The following is a 19,123-nucleotide window of genomic DNA, read 5'->3' on the forward strand; positions in this document are numbered from 1 at the left end:
TCAGCTTTCCGGTACGAGGAAGATCGCAGCCAGCGGCGGAATGGTCAGGCTCAGCTCGGGCGTGGCGTCCTCCGATGCGCGCACCTCGCCGACATTGCCGACATTGGTGCCGCCGTAATGCGCGGAATCCGAGTTGAACACCTCGTGCCACTTGCCCGCGAACGGCACCGGGACGCGATAGTTGCGGTAGACGTTGGGTGAGAAGTTCGCGACCACGAGGCAGCGTGCGCGCTCAGCATTGCCCTTGCGGATCCAGGCGAACACATTGTTGTTGGCATCGTCGGTGATGACCCATTCGAAGCCGGCCTGGTCGCAGTCGAGCTCGTGCAGCGCCGGCAGCGCGCGATAGAGCCGGTTGAGGTCGCGGACCAGGTTCTGGATGCCGCTGTGCCTCGGCTGTTGCAGCAGATGCCAATCGATCGAGTAGTCGTGATTCCACTCGCGTTCCTGGCCGAACTCGCAGCCCATGAACATCAGCTTCTTGCCAGGGTGGCCGAACATGAAGCTGTAATAGGCGCGCAGATTGGCAAAGCGCTGCCAGTCGTCGCCGGGCATGCGGCCGAGGATCGAGCGCTTGCCGTGTACCACCTCGTCGTGGGACAGCGGCAGGATGAAATTCTCCGAGAAGGCGTAGTGCAGGCCGAACAGGATGTCGCCGTGATGGTATTTGCGGTGAATCGGATCCTTGCCGATATATTTCAGCGTGTCGTGCATCCAGCCCATGTTCCACTTGTAGCCGAAGCCGAGCCCGCCATACTCGACGGGACGCGACACCTGCGGCCATGCGGTGGATTCTTCCGCCGCCGTCGTCGCCTGCGGAAAATGCGCGAACAATTCGGTGTTGAAGCGGCGCAGGAAGTCGATCGCCTCGATGTTCTCCCGGCCGCCATATTTGTTCGGAATCCAGCCACCGGCGGGACGGCTGTAGTCGAGATAGAGCATGGAGGCGACGGCATCGACGCGCAGCCCGTCGATGCCGTAGCGATCAAGCCAGAACAGCGCGTTCGACACCAGGAAGTTGGTGATCTCGGTGCGCCCGTAATTGTAGATCAGCGTACCCCAATCGAGGTGACGGCCCTGCAGCGGATTGGCGTGCTCGTAGAGCGCGGTGCCGTCGAAATTGCCGAGCCCGTGCGGATCGTCGGGGAAATGCCCGGGCACCCAGTCGAGCAGCACGGCGAGCCCTGCGCCGTGGCAGGCGTCGATCAGCGCGGCGAAATCGTCCGGCGAGCCGAAGCGGCTGGTCGGTGCGAACATGCCGGTCGGCTGGTAGCCCCAGGAGCCGTCGAACGGATGCTCTGATATCGGCAGGAATTCGACATGGGTAAAGCCCATGTCGCTGGCATAGGCCGGCAGCTGCTCCGCCATCTCGCGATAGGTCAGCCACTCGTTGCGGCCCTTGCGCCGCCACGACCCGAGATGGACCTCGTAGATCGACATCGGCGAGTTCAGCGCGTTGACGCGATCCGGCGCCGGGCGCGGATGCGGGATCTTGCGTTCGTCGATCACGATCGAGGCGGTCTTCGGGCGCACCTCGGCGGCGAACGCCAGGGGATCGGACTTCAGCGGCAAATGCTGGCCGTTGCGCCCGATGATCTCGAACTTGTAGTGGTCGCCGATCCTTGCACGCGGGATGAACAGTTCCCAGTAGCCTGGGCCGCGCACGCGCATCGGATGCCGCCGTCCGTCCCAGAAATTGAAGTCGCCGACCACGCTGACCCGCCGCGCATTCGGCGCCAGCACCACGAAGCCGATGCCGTCGACGCCGTCGAGCGTCATCGGATGCGCGCCGAGCGTATCGTAGACGCGCTGATGGGTGCCTTCGCCGAGCAGATAGAGATCGAAATCGCTCAGGATCGGCGGAAAGCGGTAGGCATCCTCCAGCTCGACGACGTTGTCGCCGAAACGGGCGCGGAGCTGGTAGCGCGTCGAGCCGTTCGGCAGGGGGCCTGCGAACAGGCCGGCGTCATGGATTCGCGCCAGCTGTGCGGTCTCGCCATGCTCGCCGATCGCCTCGACATTGCTGGCATCGGGCAGGAAGGCGCGCACGACGTTGCGGTCCCCCTCTGGGTGAAGCCCGAGATAGTGGAAGGGGTCGGAGTGGCGGCCCTCGATGATGGCATAGGCCTCGGCGGGCAGTTTGCTCATGCAACCTCATGCGGCTGTTGCGCCAGGATCCTCAGCAGGCCGGTGAGCGGCACCCGCAGCCAATCCGGCCGGTTGGCCAGCTCATACTCGATCTCATAGAAGGCTTTCTCAAGCAGGAAAAAACTGAGCAGGCGGTCGGCCGTCTTGGCGTCGGCGGGCCACAGCCGCTGGCCGGCCACCGTCTCGCGATAGGCCGCCAGCAGGGTATCCGCGGCCTGGTCGCGCCATTCGGCCAAGGCGAGGCTCAGCCGGCCGCTCTCGTCGGGGGAGACCTTGAGCGTGCGTTCCAGCGCGGCGGTCGCCGCATAGTCGATCGAACGGATCAGGCCGGCGACGTCGCGCGCCGGCGGTGCCTTGCGCCGCCGCTCGGCGATGGTGCGGCCCGGTCCGCCGTCGAAATCGATGATGAAGACGTCGTCCTTGACCACCAGCAACTGACCGAGATGCAGGTCGCCGTGATGGCGGATATTGAACCCGTCGGTTTCGCGCGGCAGCAGCGCCTTGAGCCGCTCCGGCAGCGTGTCGTGCTGGGCCTGCAACTGATCGGCCAGCAGCCGGTCGGCCTCTCTCAGCGAGCCGCGCCGCTGCTTCAGCGTATCGAACACGCGCTCGGCCCGCGCCATGATCTCGTCGGCCCAGCGCTGCAGGTCGTCGGGCTTGGTCGGCTCGGGCGCGAAGTCCGGCAGGTCGCGGTTGCTGGCGAGCGCCAGATGCAGCTCGGCCAGCCGCTTTCCGCTATGCGACATGTGGCGCAGAAAGGTCGCCTGGTCGCCGTTCTCCACGGGGTGCTCGCTCACCGTCAGCAGGCGCTGCCGTTCGACCAGGCGGTCGAGGTGTGCGCCTGCGATGGTCCAGAGGTCGCCCTGGTTGACGACCATCGCATGCAGGACGGCGATGGCGCTGCGCTTGTCGCCCTCGATCAGCTCGGCGGTGCCGAGCAAGGCAGGGGTGTTCGGAAAGTTGACCACCTCGGTGAGGAAGCGGCCCATCTCGATCTCCGGATTGATGCCGACCTCGAGCTTGCGATAGATCTTGGTGACATATTCGTTGTCGACCAGCGCGGTCGAATGCGGCTGGTCGTTCTCGAACACCCGGATACGCTCGGGCTGCCGCACCGGCCGGTCGGAGAAGCGGCTGGTCGGCCGGAATTCGAGCTTGAGGCCTTGCTCGCCTTCGTCGACCGTGAGGTTTTCCCGCAGGTTGCGCAGGAACAAGCCGGTGAAGATCTGGTCGGTGGCAACGTCGAGCAGCGTGCCCTCGCGCGCGCCCTGGCGTATCGCGGCGAAGGCGCGCGGGTTGTAGCGCTCGCGGTCGAAGCGCACCCACTCGATCTGCATCGGCAGCACGTAGCGGCTGGTGGTGCCGCGCTGCGTGGTCTCGAAGAAGGCGAGCCACGGCCGGTTGTCGCCGATGTCGCAGAACGGGATCGCGGAGACCAGCACCGGCTGGATCGCGCTCGCCGATCGTTCCGGATACCAGCGCGTGCGGGCGAGATGACCGGGCAGCACGTCGTGCTCGAACACGCCGCGGGTGCGCGCCAGTGACATCCAGGTCGAATTCAGCGGCACCACCAGCGTCTCGAATTCCGGCACCGCGCGCGGCGTCACCGGCTCGGACTTGTCGCGCTCCTGCAGCTGGAACCAGTAGAAGCCGTACGGCGCGAGCGTGATCATGTAGGGCAGCTCGCCGATAGCCGGGAAGCGCGTGCGGCCGAGCATCTCGAGCGGAATGCGGTCCTTGAAGGCGGAGAGGTCGAGCTCGGTGGCCTGCGCCGACCGCGACAGATTGGCGATGCACAGGATCGCCTCACCCTGGTACTGGCGCACATAGGCCAGCACCGAGCGGTTCTCCGGGCGGATGAAGGTCATGGTGCCGCGCCCGAAGGCAAGCGTCGACTTGCGTACCGCGATCAGCCGCTTGGTCGCCGACAGCAGCGACGACAGGCTGCGTGACTGCGCCTCGACATTGACGGATTCATAGCCGTAGACCGGGTCCATGATCATCGGCGCGTAGAGCCGCGCCGGGTCGGCGCGCGAGAAGCCGCCGTTGCGGTCCGGCGACCACTGCATTGGCGTCCGCACGCCGTTGCGGTCGCCGAGATAGATGTTGTCGCCCATGCCGATCTCGTCGCCGTAATAGATGATCGGCGTGCCCGGGAACGACAGCAGCAGTGAGTTCATCAGCTCGATCTTGCGCCGGTCGTTGTCCATCAGCGGCGCAAGGCGGCGGCGGATGCCGACATTGATGCGGGCGCGCGGATCGTTGGCGTACGTCGACCACAGATAGTCGCGCTCGACGTCGGTGACCATTTCCAGCGTCAGCTCGTCGTGATTGCGCAGGAACAGCGCCCACTGCGCAGCGGCGGGAATGTCGGGCGTCTGCCGCAGGATGTCGGTGATCGGAAAGCGGTCTTCCTGGGCGATCGCCATGTAGATGCGCGGCATCAGCGGGAAGTGATAGGCCATGTGGCATTCGTCGCCATGGCCGAAATATTCCTGCACGTCCTCCGGCCATTGATTGGCTTCGGCCAGCAGGATCTTGCCCTTGGCATAGGCGTCGAGCTCCTGGCGCAGCCGCTTGATGATGGCATGCGTCTCCGGCAGGTTCTCGTTGTTGGTGCCGTCGCGCTCGCACAGATAGGGAATGGCGTCGAGCCGGAAACCGTCGACGCCGGTGTCGAGCCAGCGCTTCATCACCTGCACGATGGCGCGCACCACGCGCGGATTGTCGAAATTCAGGTCCGGCTGGTGCGAGAAGAAGCGGTGCCAGTAGAACTGGCCGGCCTCCGGATCCCAGGTCCAGTTCGACTTCTCCGTATCGGTAAAGATGATCCTTGTATCGAGGTATTTCTGGTCGGTGTCGCTCCAGACGTACCAGCTGCGCGCGCTCGAATTCGGCGGGCTGCGGCGCGCGCGCTTGAACCACGCATGCTGGTCCGAGGTGTGGTTGACGACGAGCTCGGTGATGACGCGCAGGCCGCGCTTCTTGGCCTCCTGGATGAAGCGCTTGAAGTCCTTCATCGTCCCGAAATCGGGATTGATGTCGCCGTAGTCGCCGATGTCGTAGCCGTCGTCGCGGCCGGGCGAGGGATAGAACGGCAACAGCCACAGCGCGGTGACGCCGAGCTCCTGCAGATAGCCGAGTTTCTCCGTCAGCCCCGCGAAGTCGCCGATGCCGTCATTGTTGCTGTCGGCAAATGCCTTGACATGCAGCTGGTAAATGATCGCGTCCTTGTACCACAGCTGGTCCGCAGTCTCGGTTGCGACCTTCTCCTGGGTATTGACGGAGGAGAATACGTTCATGAGGGCTCCTTCAGGCGACACAGCGCAGCAGCAACGCGGGATCGCGCGCAGGATCTATACGTAGACGGATGCCTCCCCATTCGAGCGCGTGGCGCTCTCCGGTGACAAGGTCTTCCACTGCCGAGACGGGGCGGCGGGCATCGCCACGGCCGACCATGACGTCGCCGAGCGGCAGCCAGACCTCACGCAACTCGGCTGATAATGCAATCACGGCCGCGATCACATTGCCCTGATCGACGGCCTCCTTGATGAAGCCGATCACGCCACCGTCATCGACACTGATAAAGCGCAAATTTGCGAATTGTTGCAGGGCCGGATTGCCGCGTCTGATCCGGTTGAGAGCTGCGATATAGGGCTTGATGTTCCCCGGCTGCTCCCAGTTGCGAACCCTGATCTCGTACTTCTCGGAGTTGAGATATTCCTCGCGGCCGGGGACCGGCGTGTGCTCGAGCAATTCGAAGCCGCTGTAGATGCCATAGCTGCTTGAAAGCGTCGCGGCCAGCGCGAGACGCGACTTGAACATCCAGGATTCGCCGCTTTGCAGGTGGAAGGGCAGGATGTCCGGTGTGTTGACGAAGAAATTCGGCCGAAAGAAGTCACGCTCGGGATAGGAGGTCAACTCGCCGAGATATTGTTCGAGCTCGAAGCGCTGCGTCCGCCAGGTGAAATAGCTGTAGGACTGTGTGAAGCCGAGCTTGGCGAGGCCCTTCATCAGTTTCGGGCGCGCGAAGGCTTCCGCAAGGAACAGCACGTCCGCGTCGCGGTCCCGCACCTCGCGGATCAGCCACTCCCAGAACGCCAGCGGCTTGGTGTGCGGATTGTCGACCCGGAAGATCCTGACGCCCTGTTCGACCCAGAACAGCACGACGTCGCGCAGCGCGCGCCACAGCGCAGCGGCATTCTCGGACCCGAAATCCGGGTTGACGACATCGTCCCAGCGCTGCGGGGGATGCTCTGCCGTGCGCATCGATCCGTCCGGGCGCCGCTTGAACCACTCTGGATGTTTGTTCAGCCAGGGATGATCGGGGGAGCACTGCACGGCGAAATCGAGCGCGACCTCGAGGCCATGCGCCTGGCTTGCCGCCACGAAGGCGCGGAAGCCGTCGAGCGTGCCGAGTTCCGGATGCACGGCGTCGTGGCCGCCCTCGGCTGCGCCGATCGCATAGGGGCTGCCGGGATCGCCCGCCTGTGCGATCGCGGCATTGTTGCGGCCCTTGCGGTGCTGCCGGCCGATCGGGTGGATCGGCGCGAGCAGGACGACGTCAAAGCCCATCGCGGCGATGTCGGGAAGCCGCGCGATGCAGTCGTTGAAGGTTGCATGCATGCCCGGTGTCTTGCCCTGGCTGCGCGGAAACATCTGGTACCATGCGCCGCTGCGCGCCCGCGGGCGGTCCGCGGTCAGCGGGTAGAGCTGCGATCGCATCAGATCGCGGCGAAATTGGCTGCCGGCCATCGCCTCCCGCAATTCGGGCGCGAGCAGCGCACCTGGTTCGCCGGTCTGCAGAAAGATTTCGCACTGCCTGATGATGACGGCGGCCGCCGCCGGGCTGCCGGCCTGCGCCTGGGTCAGCATGCCCGCGCCCTCGAGCGCGTCCAGCGTATGATCGCTGCCGTTGCGCGGCTTCTGCTCGAAACGATGCCGCCAGCTGGCGAATTCATCGGTCCAGGCCTCGATCGCGAAGGCGTAGCGGCCGGGCCGGTCGGGCACGAAAGCGCCGCCCCAGCGGTCATCGCCGTGCGCCGTCATCGGCGCGACCTGCCATTCGCTGTCGCCCTCGCGCCGCCACACCAATGCCGCCGATATCACGTCATGTCCGGCACGGTAGATGTCGGCCCACACTTCGACAGGTTCGCCCACAATGCGCTTGACCGGAAAGCGGCCGCCATCAACCGACGGATAGACATCGGTGATATGAAAAGTGCCATGGGCACTCTCGACAGGCCGGAGGGTTTTGTTCACGGTGATGCCGCCATTAAAAATGCAAATGACGTCCCGGCGCCGGGAAGGAGGCGCGCCAGACCCATATAGAAAGCCGCTCGCCGGGCAATGGTTCCCGGTGGGAACGCCGGATAGGGTAGAGCGTTGAACATCAACTATCCCTTTCCCGTATCTGTACAATTTAGCAACGATCCACCTACCGTTGCGAGCAGGCAGCGTGCCGAATGGACCTTTACGCCAAAGCCCAGACCCTGGGAATCCAGACCGAGTATATCGATGGCAGCGGTCACCGCCGTGTGACAACCCCCGAGGCGCTCACGGCGATCCTCGACGCGCTGCCGCCGCAGGCGCCCCGTCGGATCATCGCCGATCCCGTGGTGGTCAGAGGCGGCCAGGCTGCGCAAACGCAGCTCTCGGAAGCTGCCCGGCTTCCGGTGCAATGGAAGCTTGCGAATGGCACCGGGGTGCTCGCGCAGGGCGAGGCGCGTGAGCGCAGTGTGACGTGGCCGTCAGGTCTGCCCGAAGGCGTGCACCGGTTGCAGCTATCGGACGCATCTGGCAGCGAGGAGCTGCCGCTGCTGGTGGCGCCGCACGGCGCCTTCGGCGGCGAGTTCGACCGCTGCTGGGTGATCGCGGTGCAACTCTACGGCGTGCGGTCCGCGCGCAACTGGGGCATCGGTGACTTCACCGACCTGCAGCACCTGCTCGAATTCGCCCACCGGCTCGGCGCCGACGGCGTCGGGCTCAATCCGCTGCATGCGCTGTTCGACGATCGGCCCGGCGATTGCAGCCCGTACTCGCCGAACAGCCGGCTGTTCCTCAATGCGCTTTACATCGACGTCGAGCAGATTCCCGAATTCCGCGTCGATGCCGAGACCAAGGCCGCGCTGGCACCGCTCCGCAGCCACGACATGGTCGACTATGTCGGCGTCGCGGCGCAGAAATGGCCGGCGCTGCGCGCGGCATTCGCAGCCTTCAAGGCCAACCCGGGCCTCGGCCGCTGGCAGGATTTCGAGGCCTATCGCAACGAGCAGGGCACGCTGCTGTCGCGCTTCGCCTGCTTCGAGGTGATGCGGCACAAATTCAACACGCCGTGGTGGGAATGGCCGGACGAATGGCGGCAGCCGAGCGATGCAGCTTGTGCAAAATTGCGCCGCTCGCGCGACTCTGCCGCCGAGGTCGAGTTCGTCGAATTCGTGCAATGGACCGCGGACCGTCAACTCGGCGCCTGCCAGGCGCTGGCGCACAAGCGCGGCATGCGGGTCGGGCTTTATCTCGACGTCGCCGTCGGCGTGCAGTCGGACGGGTTCGACGCCTGGAATGAGCAGATCGCGATCTCGCGCCATCTCGGCGTCGGCGCGCCGCCGGACCCGCTCAACACGGCGGGCCAGGACTGGGGGCTTGCCGGCTTCAACGCCGCGGGCCTTGAACAGCGCTCGTTCGAGCCGTTCAGGCAGATGCTGCGCGCCTCGATGCACCACGCCGGCGCAATCAGGCTCGACCACGCGTTCGGGCTGAAGCGGCTCTATCTGGTACCGCGCGGCTTCGGCCCGGCCAATGGCGCCTATGTGCTGATGCCGTTCGAGGCGCTGCTGGCGGCGACCGCGCAGGAGAGCGTGGCGAGCCGCTGCGTCGTGATCGGCGAGGACCTCGGCACCGTACCTCCCGGGTTCCGCGAGCAGATGAACGGTTGGGGCATCTGGTCCTATCTCGTGATGATGTTCGAGACCGACGACCAGGGCGTCTTCCGCAACGCCGACTACTATTTGCCGAATGCGCTGGTGACCTTCAACACCCACGACCTCTCGACCTATGCGGGCTGGCGCTCGTTCAGCGACCTCAGGACCAAGCGTGCGCTCGGGATCGATCCCGGCGAGACCGACGAGGGGCGCTGGCACGCGCTCGGCCAGCTCGACGACGTGCTGCGCCGGCACGACATCCACGCGAACGATTTCTATTCGGTGGCGAGCTTCCTGGCACGGACGCGGTCGCGGATGATGGCGGTGTCGATGGAGGACCTGCTCGGCATTGTCGAGCAGCCGAACATCCCCGGCACCGTCTACGAGCATCCGAACTGGAAGCGGCGGCTCCCGGTCTCGATCGAGCATCTCGCGTCGGCGATCGACGTCGACGCCCTCAAGCGCGCGACCCGCGAGCGCTCGCACACCGGGTAACGCGGAGCGCAGCGCGTGGCCTCTCGTATCGAAGACTATGGACTGATCGGAGATTGCGAGACCGCCGCGCTGGTCGGCCGCGACGGCTCGATCGACTGGCTGTGTTGGCCGGCGTTCGATTCCGACCCCTGCTTCGCGGCGCTGCTTGGCACGTCGAGGAACGGTCGCTGGCTGCTGGCGCCCACAGGCGAGATCAAGCAGACCTCGCGGCGCTACTGGGACGATACGCTGATCCTGGAGACCCGGTTCGAGGTGGAAGGCGGCGCGGTCGCGCTGATCGACTTCATGCCGCCGCGCGGCAACGCCTCCGATGTGGTCCGCCTCGTTCGCGGCATCAGCGGCCGCGTCAAGATGCGCATGGAGCTGGTGATCCGCTTCGGCTTCGGCGTCGATGTCCCCTGGGTGCGGAAGAATCCGGATGGTGACGGGCTTCTGGCGATCAGCGGGCAGGACATGACCGTGCTGCGCACACCGGTCGAAACCCGCGGCAAGGATCTGACCACGATCGCCGATTTCGAGGTCGGCGAGGGCGATACCGTGCCGTTCGTCCTGACCTATGGACCGTCCTATCACCCGGTGCCGGAGGCGATCGACCCTGAGGCTGCGCTGAAGGACACCGAGGAATACTGGCGGGAATGGTGCAGCCGTTCGACCTATGACGGCAGCTATCAACGCGCCCTCGTGATGCGCTCGCTGATCACGCTGAAGGCGCTGACCTTCAGGCCGACCGGCGGCATCGTCGCGGCACCCACCACGTCGTTGCCGGAAAAGCTCGGCGGCGCGCGCAATTGGGACTACCGGTTCTGCTGGCTGCGCGACGCCACCTTTACGCTGCTGGCCCTGATGAATTCGGGCTACACCGAGGAAGCGGCGGCCTGGCACAACTGGCTGCTGCGGGCCGCAGCCGGCGCGCCGGCCAACATGCAGATCATGTACGGCATCCTGGGCCAGCGACGCCTCTTGGAATGGGAGGCAGGGTGGCTGTCCGGCTATGAAGGGGCGCAGCCGGTACGCGCCGGCAACGCCGCGCATGCGCAACTTCAGCTCGACGTCTATGGCGAGCTGATCGACGCCTTCCATCAGTCCCGCATGGCCAAGCTGAAGCTCGACGAAGAGAACTGGTCGCTCGAATGCACCGTCGTCACCCATCTCGCCGATGTCTGGGATCAGCCGGATCACGGCATCTGGGAACGCCGTGGCACCCCCAGACACTACGTGTTCTCCAAGGTGATGTGCTGGGTCGCCTTCGACCGCGCCATCAAGAGCGCGGAGCGGTTCGGCTTCAAGGGGCCACTCGTCAAATGGCGGGTGCTGCGCGAGGCCATTCATCGCGACGTCTGCCAACGCGGCTTCGATCCCGGCCTCAACAGTTTCGTCGAGAGCTATGGCTCAAAGTTGCTCGACGCCAGCCTGCTGCTGCTGCCGTCGGTCGGCTTCCTGCCGTCGGGCGATCCGCGCATCCGCGGCACGATCGACGCGGTCGAACGGCACATGATGCGCGACGGCTTCGTGCTGCGGCACGATCCGCGCGAGGTGTCCGATGAGGTCCAGCCGATCGAGGGCGCGTTCCTGGCCTGCAGCCTGTGGCTTGCCGACGCTCATGTGCTGGCGGGAGATGTCGACAAGGCGCAGACCATGTTCGACCGCGTCGTCGCGGTCGCCAACGATCTCGGATTGCTGGCGGAGGAGTTCGATTCCGGCGCCGGCCGGCAGACCGGCAATTTCCCGCAGGCGCTGACCCATATCGCGTTGATCAACACCGCGCACAATCTCAGCGCCGCCAGGGCCGACGCCGAGAAGCCTGCGGTGCAGCGTTCGACTTAAACCACCGCGGCGATGCCGCCCTCCATCTTCCGCTTGCGGGACCGCCGCAGGTCCGCGCTGCCAAAATATCGAAAACAACCCCATGCAAAGGAGCCGGCAGCTGCGGCACTCGACCAGGCAACTTGACACGTCGGGCAAATCAGGAATATATTTCCAATATTCCGAAATAGTGCGAGTGTGATTGGCCGCCTCAAGGAACCGCGGATTGGTCGGGTGACAGATCTCGCCGTGGCTTCAGCGAAGCTGCAACACCGTGTCCATCGCGCGTGCGAAACCGTCCTGCTCGTTGGTCTCGGTGACATGGGTGGCGCGCGCCTTCACGTCATCGCTGGCATTGCCCATCGCGAAGGAGACGCCGCTTCGCGCGAACATCGGCAGATCGTTCTGCATGTCGCCGATCGTGGCGACGTTCTCCAGCGGCACGCCAAGGCGCTTCGCGATGCCCTCGACGAAGGTGCCCTTGTCGTGACCGGGCGGGGTGACGTCGAGATAGTAGGTCTGCGAGCGGACCGCGGTGGCATCACGGCCGACCATTTGCTGCATCTCCGTCTCGCAGCGTTGCAGCAGGGCTGCATCCGAGCTCGCGCCGACGATCTTGCAGGCCTGATCGAGATAGAGCGTGAAATCGCCGACGATGGTCGGATCATGCTTGATCGTGTGCTGCTCGTGGGCGGTGTACTCGCCGTCAGGGTTGCGCGTCAGCCAGCGGTCGTTAGTGAACAGCCAGATGTCGACGTCGCGCTCGCGCAGCATGTCGATGCAGCGTTTTGCGACCGCGGCCGGGATCAAATGCTGCTCAAGGGGCTTGAGCTGCGGATCGACGATCGAAGAGCCGTTGAAGGCGCCGATCGGCTGTGTGATCGCAAGCGGCGCAACCAGAAAGCCCATCCCGATCGTCGGCCGGCTGGAGACGATGGTGAAGCCGATGCCGGCCTCGTGCAGCCTGCGCACCGCCGCCCTGGCGCCGTCGGTCAAGGTCTTGTCCTTGGTGAGCAGCGTGCCGTCGACATCGGATACGACAAGGGCGATGCGGGTCATGTGCGGTCCAACTTCAGTTGATTGACGATGTCTTCGACGATGGTTTCGACCGGACGGTCGATCGCAACCGTGATCGGGCGTTCCTCCGGGGTCGGCGGCTCCAGCGTCTTGAACTGGCTGGCGAGCAGCCCCGGCGGCATGAAATGGCCCTTGCGCGCGCCGAGCCGCGTGGCGATCAGCTCCTGCGAGCCGTCGAGGAAGACGATGCGGATATCGTCGCGGCCATGCACCAGGATGTCGCGATAGGCGCGCTTCAGCGCGGAGCAGGCGATGACGGCGCGTTCGCGGACGCCGCAGGTGCGGTCGATCTCGTCGGCGATCGCGCGCAGCCAGGGCCAGCGATCCTCGTCGGTGAGCGGCTGGCCGGAATGCATTTTGGCGACATTGCTTGGCGGATGAAAACTGTCGCCGTCCTCGAAGCGCCAGCCGATCCTGATCGCCAGGCGGTCGGCGATGGTGCTCTTGCCCGAACCCGACACGCCCATCACGACCAATGCGCAGGGGTTTTGTCCGTCACCCACGAAAGTCCTCCGGCAGCGCGGCCTGATCGATCAGCCAGACGGTCTCGCCCAGCGATCGCGCGCGGTTTGCCGGCAGGTTCTCGCCTGCGAAGAGGCGCGTCAAGATCGCGCGCTTGTTCTCGCCCGCCACCTCGAACAGCATCTCGCGACAGGAGGCGAGGGCGGGCAGGGTCAGCGACACGCGCGGCACGAACGGCTCGACATTGGCCTTCGGCACGCCGACCACCCAGCGCTGGGTTTCCTCGACCGCGGGATAACCCGGAAACAGCGAGGCGGTATGGCCGTCGGGGCCGATGCCCATCAGCACCAGGTCGAACAGTGGCCGCTTCGGATCGAGCTGTTCGGCGCCGTAGAACGCCATCAGCTCGTTCTCGTACAGCGCCGCGCTGACGTCGGGATCCCTGAGATCGGCGGTATCGGTCGCGATCGGATGGACATTTGCAGCCGGTGCACAGCGGTCGAGGAAGGCCTGGCGCGCCATGCTCATGTTGTGCAGCTTGTCCTTGCGCGGCACCAGGCGCTCGTCGCCGATGAACCAGTCGATGCGGTCCCATGGAATCCTTTGGCGATAGTCCGGCGTCGCCAGCAGCTGATAGAGCGCCTTCGGGCTGGAGCCGCCGGTGAGGCACACCGCGATCCGGCCGCTGTTCTGGTCGATCCTGGCGATCACCCGCTCGGCGGCCGCCTGCGCCAGTGCCGCCGGATCGGCGACCGTGATGATCTGGCGCTCGCCGGTCGCGGTCATGTCAGCCCAGCTTCCGCCAGCTACGGCCGTCACGCGTCAGCAGCGCATTGGCGGCCTCCGGGCCTTCGCTGCCGGCCTTGTAGGGTTGCAGGCCACGGCCGCCGGCGCTCTTCCAGGCGTCGATGAAGGGCTGCACCGCCTGCCATCCGGCCTCGACGCTGTCGGCGCGCTGGAACAGCAGATTGTCGCCGATCATGCAGTCATAGATGAGTGTCTCGTAGCCGGTCGACGGCTCGGCCTTGAAGTAGTCCTTGTAGCGGAACTTCATCTCGACGCCGTCGATGTTGATGGTCGGGCCGGGTACCTTGGTGTTGAACTGCAGCTCGATGCCTTCGGTCGGCTCGGTGGAGATGACGAGGTAGTTCTGCGACAGGCGATCGACCGACGTGTCGCGGAACATCGCAAACGGCGCCTGCTTGAACTTGATCGCGATCTCGGTGCGCTTGGTGGTCAGCGCCTTGCCGGTGCGCAGGTAGAACGGCACGCCGGCCCAGCGCCAATTGTCGATGGTCAGCTTCAGCGCGGCATAGGTCTCGGTCGAGCTGTCGGGCCTGACGTCGGGCGTCTTGAGAAAGTCCTCGATCTCGGTGTCGCCGATCCGGCCGGCGCGATACTGGCCGCGCACCGAATTGTGCAGCGCCTCCTGTTCGCTCTGGGTCTGGATCGCGCTCAGCACCTCGGCCTTTTCGGAGCGCACCGCGTGGGCGTCGAACCGCGCCGGCGGCTCCATCGTCACCAGCGACAGCAGCTGGAACAGATGGTTCGGCACCATGTCGCGCAGCGCGCCGGTGGCGTCGTAGAAGCTGCCGCGATGACCGACACCGAGCTTCTCGTCGACGGTGATCTGGATGTGGTCGATGTGGTTGCGATTCCAGATCGGCTCGAACATGCCGTTGGCGAAGCGCAGCACCAGGATGTTCTGGACGGTTTCCTTGCCGAGATAGTGATCGATCCGGTAGATCTGGTGCTCGTCCATCAGCTTCAGCAGCGCGGCATTCAGTGCCTTGGCCGACGCCAGATCGGTGCCGAACGGCTTTTCGATGATCAGCCGCCGCCAGGCGCCGTTCTCCTCCAGCATGCCGGTGCGCCCGAGCTGCTGGCTGATCGGCAGGAACGCTCGCGGCGGGGTCGCGAGGTAGAACAGCCGGTTGCCACCGGTGCCGCGCGCCTGTTCGAGCTTCTCGAGCCGCTCGTTCATGGCATCGAAGGAGGGCGGATCGCTCGGGTCGGCCTCGATCGCGGTGACGCATTCAAACAGGCGTGTGACGATGGCCTCATCCAGCGGGCGCGTGGCGAACTTGCGTAGCCCTTGCATCAGGCTGTCCTTCATCTGGTCGCTCGACATGCCCTTGCGGGCGATGCCGACGACGCAGAATTTCTCCGGCAGCAGATTGCCGGCGGCAAGATTGTAGAGCGCCGGGATGACAAGCCGATGTGTCAGATCACCGGTGGCGCCGAAGATGATGAAGGAGCAAGGGTCTGGTTTCTTCTGCACGTGACCTTCCGCGGTTCGCTTTAAGTTTTCTTCGGCGGCTCCTTGTGGCCGCCAAAGCCTGCGCGCATCGCCGAGAGGATCTTCTCCGCGAAGGTGTGATCCTTGCGCGAGCGGAAGCGCGTATAGAGCGCCGCCGTCAGCACCTCGGCCGGCACGGCCTCGTCGACCGCGGCATTGACTGTCCAGCGGCCTTCGCCGGAATCCTCGACAAAGCCGGAATAATTGTCGAGCGTGTGGTTCTGCGCCAGCGCCGATGCCGTGAGGTCGAGCAGCCAGGACGGGATCACGCTGCCGCGCCGCCAGACTTCGGCGATGTCGGCGATGTCGAGGTCGAAGCGATGCTCGGCCGGCAGCGCCTCGATATTGGCGTTCTTCAGGATGTCGAAGCCTTCGGCATAGGCCTGCATCAGGCCGTATTCGATGCCGTTGTGGATCATCTTGACGAAATGCCCGGCGCCGATCGGGCCGGCGTGAATGTAGCCCTGTTCGATGCGCGGATCGCGGCCCTCGCGGCCGGAGGTGCGAGGAATGTCGCCGATCCCGGGCGCCAGCGTCTTGAAGATCGGGTCGAGCCGGTCGACCACTTTCTTGTCGCCGCCGATCATCATGCAGTAGCCGCGCTCGATGCCCCAGATGCCGCCGCTGGTGCCGACATCGACGTAATGCAGCCCGCGCTCCCTGAGCGCCTTGCCGCGGCGGACGTCATCCTGCCAGAAGGTGTTGCCGCCATCGATGATGACGTCGCCTGGCTGCATCAGCTTCGACAGCGCCTCGATGGTGGCTTCGGTGATCTTGCCGGCCGGCAGCATCACCCAGGCGGTGCGCGGCGCCTCCAGCTTGAGGACGAAATCCTCCAGCGATGAGGACCCGATCGCATTGTCGGCGACGAGCGCCGCGACGGCCTTCGGATCCTTGTCGTAGACCACGGTGGTGTGGCCCTGGGTCATCAGGCGGCGGACGATGTTGCCGCCCATCCGCCCGAGGCCGATCATGCCGAGTTGCATCCCTCGCCTCCGTCAGTTCAGTGCAGCCGAGATCGCGGCATCGAGCGCCGCGAGCCCGGAGCTGAGATCGCCCTTGAGATGCACGCGCAGCGCCCGCCGGCCGCGCTCGGTGAGCACGTCGAAATCGCCGCGCGCCTGTGCCGCCTTGATCACGCCGAAGCTCGCCTTCTGGCCGGGCACCGGCAGGTCCGCCGTATCGTCGGTCGTGACCTGCAGGAACACACCGCTGTCGGGCCCGCCCTTGTAGGCCTGCCCGGTCGAATGCAGGAAGCGGGGACCGAACTCGGCGCAGGTCGCAAGGTGCCTTGCGTCGCGCACCTTCAGCCGCATCGCCTGCATGGCGTCGATGGTGTCGCCATCGCGCTCGATATAGGCGAGCAGGGCGACATAGTCGCCGCGGCCGGAGCGCGCGAGGTGCGCCTTGATCCAGGAGTCGAGATCGCCGTTCGCACCGGCCTTGCGCAGCTCCTCGGCGTTCTGCGCGTCGGTGTAGAGATCGACCCCGTCCGCCGACACCACCGGCTGTTCGGCCGGCAGCGACCCGGTCTTCTCGAACGCTGCCGTCAGTTCGCGGGTCTTGACCTTGGCGGCTTCGACGTCGGGCTGGTTGAACGGGTTGATGCCGAGGATCGATCCGGCGACCGCGGTCGCGATCTCGAAGCGGAAGAACTCCTGACCGATATGGTCGATCGACTTCATCACGATCCGAACCACGGGATGGCCGGCGGCCTCGAGCGCCGCGAGCTTGGCCTCATGCGCTGCATCGTTCTCGCCATCGGTGCGCAGATCGATGAAGAACCGGTCGTTGCCGTAGACCGCGGCGTCGCCAATCGTCTCGCCCTCGATCGGGATCAGGCCCTTGCCGTCCTTGCCGGTCGATTCCGCGATCAGCTGCTCGGCCCAGGCGCCGAAATCGGCAACGTCCGGCGAGGCGAAGATCGTCACCTTGTCGCGGCCTTCGAGCCCCGCGATGCCCATCGCGAGCCCGAGCTGCACGCCCGGGTTCTCCTGCGGCGGCACGTCGGCACCGCAAGAGCGCACCATCGCGAGCGTATGGCCGAGCAGGCTGCGGACGTCGATGCCGGCAGCGGCCGCCGGCACCAGACCGAACGGCGACAGCACGGAATAGCGGCCGCCGATCGCGGGGTCGCCGTAAAAGATGCGGGCAAAGCCCTGCTTGATCGCGACCTTCTGCAGCGATGAGCCCGGATCGGTCACCGCGATGAAGCGGTGGCCGGCCTTGTCCTTGCCGATCGCCTTCGCCACCCGATCGAAGAAATAGTCCTTCATCACGTTCGGCTCGGTGGTGCCGCCGGATTTGGAGGAGACGATGAACAGCGTCCTTGCGATGTCGACATACTCCTCCATCGCGCGCACCTGCGCCGGATCGGTGGAATCGAGCACGTGCAGCCGCGGGAAACCGGACCGGTGCGGGAAGGTCTGGGCCAGGACCTCCGGCCCGAGGCTCGACCCGCCCATGCCGAGCACGACGGCATCGGTGAAGTTCTGCCCCTTCACGCGCTGGGCAAAGTCCTCATAGTCGGCGACATCAGCGGTGGCCGCGCTGGTGAGCCAGCCCAGCCATTTGTCCTCGTCGTCGCCGGTCCAGACCGATTTGTCCTTGTGCCAGAGCCTTCGGATCCGGGCGGAGGCGCGCCATTCCTCGGTGCTCTTCTCGACCGCCTTCTCGATGGTGGCGCCGAGCGCGAGCTTCTGGCGGTCGATGCCGCCGCCGAGCGAGGTGGCGCGCTTGTGGGCGACCGCGCCGTACAGCTTGTCGGCCGCGTCGGCGAACAGCTTGACGCCGTCCTTGACCAGTTCCTCGGTGATCGCATCGAGCGAGATGCCGGACTTCTCCAGCTCTTCCAGCACGTGGCGGGCGTCCTCGACATTTTCCTCGAGGCTGTCGCGGACCTTGCCGTGGTCGCGGAAGGCATCGAGCGTTGCCGGCGGCACGGTGTTGACGGTGTCGGGGCCGATCAGCTCCTCGACATAGAGCACGTCGCTATAGTCCTTGTTCTTGGTGCCGGTCGACGCCCACAACAGCCGCTGCGGCTTGGCGCCCTTGGCCGCCAGCTTGTCCCAGCGGCTGCCTGCGAACAGGTGCTTGTAGTCCTGGTAGGCGAGCTTGGCATTGGCGATCGCGACCTTGCCCTTCAAGGCCGCGAGCCGCTCCTTTTCGTGCGGATCGTTGGCCTTGGCGATCTTCTCGTCGAGCTGCTTGTCGACGGCGGTGTCGATGCGGCTGACGAAGAAGCTCGCGACGCTCGCGACATGGGAGGGATCGCCGCCCTTGCCGACGTATTTCTCCAGGCCCTTGAGATAGGCCTCGGCGACCTGGCGATAGACCTTCTGCGAGAACAGCAGCGTGATGTTGATGCTGATGCCTTCGCCGATCAGGTACTCGATCGCCGGCAGGCCCTCGGGCGTCGCCGGTACCTTGACCATCAGGTTCTTGCGGTGGACGTCCTTCCAGAGCCGTTCGGCTTCCGCGATCGTGCCCTTGGTGTCCATCGCGAGATAGGGCGACACCTCGAGGCTGACGAAGCCGTCGCCGCCGTGGCTCTGGTCGTAGACCGGGCGCAGCACGTCGGCGGCGTGCTGGATGTCCTCGACCGCGAGGTGCTCGAACAGGTCGGCGACCGAGCGGTCGCCGTTCTTGAGGGCCTTGCCGATCGCCCCGTCATATTCGTCCGAGCTGCCGATCGCCTTCTCGAAGATCGAGGGGTTGGACGTCACGCCTTTGACGCCGTCGGTCTCGATCAGCCGCTTCAGGTCGCCGTCGGCGACGAAGCCGCGGGCGAGGAAGTCCAGCCAGACGGCCTGACGGTGATTTTCGAGTGCTTTGACGGGGTTCATGGGTGCCTGTTCTCGTTCGATCGAGGGTCGATTTTTGGGTTCCCGGGCAGCTTTCGGGGGCGGAGGGGGATTGT

The 19,123-nt window shown here is 65.5% G+C and carries 11 protein-coding genes; 2 read left to right on the forward strand and 9 right to left on the reverse strand.

Annotation, left to right across the window (positions count from 1 at the left end; all coding sequences use genetic code 11):
• Genes glgB through ACVWZM_RS31160 form a run of 3 tightly spaced genes read right to left on the reverse strand, consistent with a single transcriptional unit; the run spans position 1 to position 7,410 of the window.
• On the reverse strand, positions 1-2,148 hold the full coding sequence (glgB, locus tag ACVWZM_RS31150) for a 1,4-alpha-glucan branching protein GlgB (RefSeq protein ID WP_076823932.1): 2,148 nt from the start codon (positions 2,146-2,148) through the stop codon (positions 1-3).
• Positions 2,145-5,450, reverse strand: a complete 3,306-nt coding sequence (gene treS, locus ACVWZM_RS31155) for a maltose alpha-D-glucosyltransferase (protein WP_076823934.1) — start codon at positions 5,448-5,450, stop codon at positions 2,145-2,147. The genes glgB and treS overlap by 4 nt, the downstream gene beginning before the upstream one ends.
• A gap of 10 nt (positions 5,451-5,460) precedes the next feature.
• On the reverse strand, positions 5,461-7,410 hold the full coding sequence (locus ACVWZM_RS31160) for an alpha-1,4-glucan--maltose-1-phosphate maltosyltransferase (RefSeq protein WP_076823936.1): 1,950 nt from the start codon (positions 7,408-7,410) through the stop codon (positions 5,461-5,463).
• A 203-nt stretch (positions 7,411-7,613) separates the two neighbouring features.
• Between ACVWZM_RS31160 and malQ the strand changes: the two genes are divergently transcribed.
• Together malQ and ACVWZM_RS31170 are read left to right on the forward strand one after the other, a co-directional pair.
• Positions 7,614-9,563, forward strand: a complete 1,950-nt coding sequence (gene malQ / locus ACVWZM_RS31165) for a 4-alpha-glucanotransferase (protein WP_076823938.1) — start codon at positions 7,614-7,616, stop codon at positions 9,561-9,563.
• A gap of 15 nt (positions 9,564-9,578) precedes the next feature.
• Positions 9,579-11,387, forward strand: coding sequence for a glycoside hydrolase family 15 protein (locus ACVWZM_RS31170; RefSeq protein WP_076823940.1), 1,809 nt, complete (start codon positions 9,579-9,581; stop codon positions 11,385-11,387).
• Positions 11,388-11,621: 234 nt separating this feature from the next.
• On the opposite strand, the gene ACVWZM_RS31175 is transcribed toward ACVWZM_RS31170, so the two are convergent.
• Genes ACVWZM_RS31175 through ACVWZM_RS31200 form a run of 6 tightly spaced genes read right to left on the reverse strand, consistent with a single transcriptional unit; the run spans position 11,622 to position 19,049 of the window.
• Positions 11,622-12,425, reverse strand: a complete 804-nt coding sequence (locus ACVWZM_RS31175) for a Cof-type HAD-IIB family hydrolase (RefSeq protein WP_076823943.1) — start codon at positions 12,423-12,425, stop codon at positions 11,622-11,624.
• On the reverse strand, positions 12,422-12,910 hold the full coding sequence (locus ACVWZM_RS31180; RefSeq protein WP_076823945.1) for a gluconokinase: 489 nt from the start codon (positions 12,908-12,910) through the stop codon (positions 12,422-12,424). The genes ACVWZM_RS31175 and ACVWZM_RS31180 overlap by 4 nt, the downstream gene beginning before the upstream one ends.
• A 28-nt stretch (positions 12,911-12,938) precedes the next feature.
• Complete coding sequence (gene pgl / locus ACVWZM_RS31185) at positions 12,939-13,691, reverse strand: 6-phosphogluconolactonase (RefSeq protein WP_076823948.1); 753 nt, start codon at positions 13,689-13,691, stop codon at positions 12,939-12,941.
• A gap of 1 nt (position 13,692) precedes the next feature.
• On the reverse strand, positions 13,693-15,186 hold the full coding sequence (zwf, locus tag ACVWZM_RS31190; RefSeq protein WP_076823950.1) for a glucose-6-phosphate dehydrogenase: 1,494 nt from the start codon (positions 15,184-15,186) through the stop codon (positions 13,693-13,695).
• A gap of 20 nt (positions 15,187-15,206) precedes the next feature.
• A complete protein-coding gene (gene gnd, locus ACVWZM_RS31195; RefSeq protein WP_057014889.1) occupies positions 15,207-16,190 on the reverse strand; it encodes a phosphogluconate dehydrogenase (NAD(+)-dependent, decarboxylating) in 984 nt (327 codons plus the stop codon).
• A gap of 12 nt (positions 16,191-16,202) precedes the next feature.
• Positions 16,203-19,049: a bifunctional transaldolase/phosoglucose isomerase gene (locus tag ACVWZM_RS31200; protein WP_076823955.1), complete on the reverse strand. Its 2,847-nt coding sequence runs from the start codon at positions 19,047-19,049 to the stop codon at positions 16,203-16,205.
• Positions 19,050-19,123: the final 74 nt, after the last annotated feature.

The sequence above is a fragment of the Bradyrhizobium sp. USDA 4501 genome, assembly GCF_054062115.1.